This window comes from Dysosmobacter sp. HCP28S3_G4 (assembly GCF_052065175.1).
GTDB lineage: Bacteria > Bacillota > Clostridia > Oscillospirales > Oscillospiraceae > Oscillibacter.
In genome coordinates this window covers 1-3,003 of sequence record NZ_JBQHUP010000087.1, presented here as the reverse complement: position 1 = coordinate 3,003, position 3,003 = coordinate 1, and the positions used below count along the sequence as shown (strand labels likewise).

Annotated in this window: 3 protein-coding genes; all 3 read left to right on the top strand. The window is 67.6% G+C overall.

The annotated features are described in order from the left end of the window. Positions 1 to 493: 493 nt before the first annotated feature. The 3 genes from ACTNBU_RS12425 (at position 494) to ACTNBU_RS12415 (ending at position 2,876) form a co-directional block, all read left to right on the top strand. Positions 494 to 1,387, top strand: coding sequence for a hypothetical protein (locus tag ACTNBU_RS12425; protein WP_441034398.1), 894 nt, complete (start codon positions 494 to 496; stop codon positions 1,385 to 1,387). A gap of 91 nt (positions 1,388 to 1,478) precedes the next feature. Then, entirely contained in the window at positions 1,479 to 1,826 is a 348-nt protein-coding gene (locus ACTNBU_RS12420; RefSeq protein WP_441034397.1) for a hypothetical protein, read from the top strand. 18 nt (positions 1,827 to 1,844) lie between these two features. After that, positions 1,845 to 2,876 (top strand): phage major capsid protein, encoded by a 1,032-nt coding sequence (locus ACTNBU_RS12415; protein WP_441034395.1) that lies wholly within the window; start codon positions 1,845 to 1,847, stop codon positions 2,874 to 2,876. Positions 2,877 to 3,003 lie beyond the last annotated feature (127 nt).

The following is a 3,003-nucleotide window of genomic DNA, read 5'->3' as shown; positions in this document are numbered from 1 at the left end:
TCTTTGGAAACACCCTCCCTGGGGGACGGGAGCAGGGAACCCCCCAGCCACGGCCAAAAGGCCGTGCCCGCCCCCCTTTTGCGAAAGGGGGGCATCCCCCGCAACCACCTGACTTTCAGTAGGAAGGTGCCCAGCTATCCCCAACAGCCAAGGTGCGGCAGCGAAAAGAGAACGGCGGGGCATCCGGGCGGGACCCCAGCTTTCGCAACTGCCATATGTGGATGAATGGTCCAAGCTGACGACCAGCGCCGGGCCAAAACCCCCGTACAAGGCGCTGCGAGCGTTCCGGACGAAGTCCGGAATGCCGCCGCCAAGCCTTTTTCTCTTGACACCATCAAAAAGCGCTTTCTCTTTTTCCACGGAAAAAGAGAAAGGGGGTTTTGAAGCTGCCGGGCTTCCCCGGCACCCCCGTCCTGACGGGAAAAAGTGTTTCGCCCCCGCGGCGGAGCCGCAAAGCCGCCGGGGCTTCCCCGGCAAAGAAAGGAGCGTTTCTATGGACATCCGAAAACAGCAGGGCGGCGCGTCGCCCTGCGCCGTGGAGGCGGAGGATCTGGAGCGGATCAATTCCTTCGCCAAAACGCCGCTCACCGCCCAGCAGGTCTACACCTTCGCCCTGCGTCTGTGCGACAACGAGGTGGACCGGGACTTCGAACGGTTCGATGAGGAGGCCCTCAGCGTCCTGGGGGACCTGTTCGTGGGCAGGACCGGCATCTTCGACCACCAGTGGTCAGCGGAGGGCCAGACCGCCCGCATCTACCGCACGGAGCTGGTCCATGAGCCGGAGCGGAAGACCCTGGCCGGGGACGGCTACTGCTATCTCAAGGCCTGGGCCTACCTGCTGCGCACCGAAAAAAATCAGGACCTCATCGCCGACATCGAGGGCGGCATCAAAAAAGAGGTGTCCGTTGGGTGCAGCGTGGGCCGCAGCGTCTGCTCCGTCTGCGGGGCCGACAGCGGCACCTGTGAGCACGTCAAGGGCCGGGAGTACGGCGGGAAGCTGTGCTACGCCGAGCTGCGCGGCCCCACCGACGCCTACGAGTGGTCCTTCGTGGCCGTCCCCGCCCAGCGGGCCGCCGGGGTGCTGAAGAAGACCTACGGCGGCGACGCCGATCCCGGGGAGCTGAGGCTTCTCAGGGAACAGGCCCGGCTGGGCCGGAAGTATCTTGCGTCCCTCCGCCGGGAGGTGGTGCGTCTGGCCATGCTGGCCGACGACAGCGCCGACGGCGGGACGTTGTCCGCCGTGGCGGAAAGACTGGAGGAGCCGGAGCTGCTGGCCCTCCGGAAAAGCTGCGAGGCGAAGATCGCCAGACGCTTCCCCGCCCCGCCCCAGCTGCGGACGGCTGTCCGGGCCGCCGGAACGGACAGCGAGAGCGCCTTTCTGGTGTGACCGTCCGGGGCGGCAATGACAGCGTATCCCAGCCCGTACATCCCCGGCACGGCGCCGGGGACCGGGAGAAATTTTGCAGGAGGTACATCACATGAAGCTATCCTTTGAGGGAATCGGCCAGTGGGCCGCCACCTTCGCCTGCGACGGCGCGGCGGAGGGCGAACTGGTGAAGCTCACCGCCAACGGCACCGTGGGCGCCTGCTCCGCCGGCGACCCGTTCTGCGGACAGGTGCTGTCCGTGGCCCGCACCGGCGACGCCTGCACCGTGGCCCTGGGGGGCATGGTCACCGCCGGATACTCCGGCTCCGCCGCCCCCGCCATCGGCTGGTGCGCCCTGTCGTCCGACGGCGACGGCGGCGTCAAGGCCGACAGCGCCGGCCGCGCATATCTGGTGGTGGACGTGGACACCGCTGCCAAGACCGTCACGTTCGTACTTTGAGAGGGAGGAATCTGACAGATGGCCTATCATTTTGAAAACATCAAGCTGGAGAAGGGCATGTACGGCCGCAGCGGCCGCTCCTTCTCCCAGACCCTGGAGGAGTTGGACCCCAGCGACAGCTACCGCGGCACGCCCCTGGAGGGCATGGACGCCTTCCAGCGCCAGCTGAAGCGCTTTGACATCCGCGTCAAGGGCGCTGGCAGCGACATGGTGGAGAAGTTCTTCCACACCGGCGACTCCGCCGTGCTGTTCCCGGAGTTCGTGTCCCGGGTGGTACGCCAGGGCATGGAGGAGGGCAGCATCCTCCCCGCCATCACCGCCACCGTCACCCGCTTCGACGGCATGGACTACCGCTCCATCGCCTCCGTGCCCACGGAGGACGAGCGGGAGCTGAAGCGGGTGGAGGAGGGCGCGAAGATCCCCGCCACCTCCATCCGCACCCAGGAGAACCTGGTGCGCCTCCACAAGCGGGGCCGTATGCTGGTGGCCTCCTACGAGGCCATCCGGTTCCAGCGGCTGGACCTGTTCTCCGTCACCCTGCGCCAGATCGGCGCGTCCATCGGGCGGATGCACCTGGAGGACGCCATCGGCGTCATCCGAAACGGCGACGGCAACAACAATCCCGCCGCGGCCTTCCAGGTGGGCACATCTCCCATCTCCGGCACCGCCGGGACCCTGACCTACGACGCCCTGCTGGACTTCTGGAGCCAGTTCGACCCCTACACCATGAACACCATTCTGGTCAGCGGCGACATGATGCTGAAGCTGCTGAAGCTCAGCGAGTTCCAGAACCCCCTGACGGGCCTCAATTTCCAGGGCACCGGCAAGCTGACCACCCCCCTGGGGGCCAATCTGCTGCGCACCGGCGCCGTGCCTGCCGGGACCCTCATCGGCCTGGACAAGAACTACGCCCTGGAGCAGATCGTGGGGGGCGAGGTCACCGTGGAGTATGACAAGCTCATCGACCGCCAGCTGGAGCGGGCGGCCATCACCTCCATCTCCGGGTTTGCAAAGCTGTTTACCGAGGCCAGTAAGGTCTTGAGCGTGTAACGGTTTGGTCCCCTTTGCGGGGGGGGGGGGGGGGGGGGGGGGGGGGGGGGGGGGGGGGGGGGGGGGGGGGGGGGGGGGGGGGGGGGGGGGGGGGGGGGGGGGGGGGGGGGGGGGGGGGGGGGGGGGG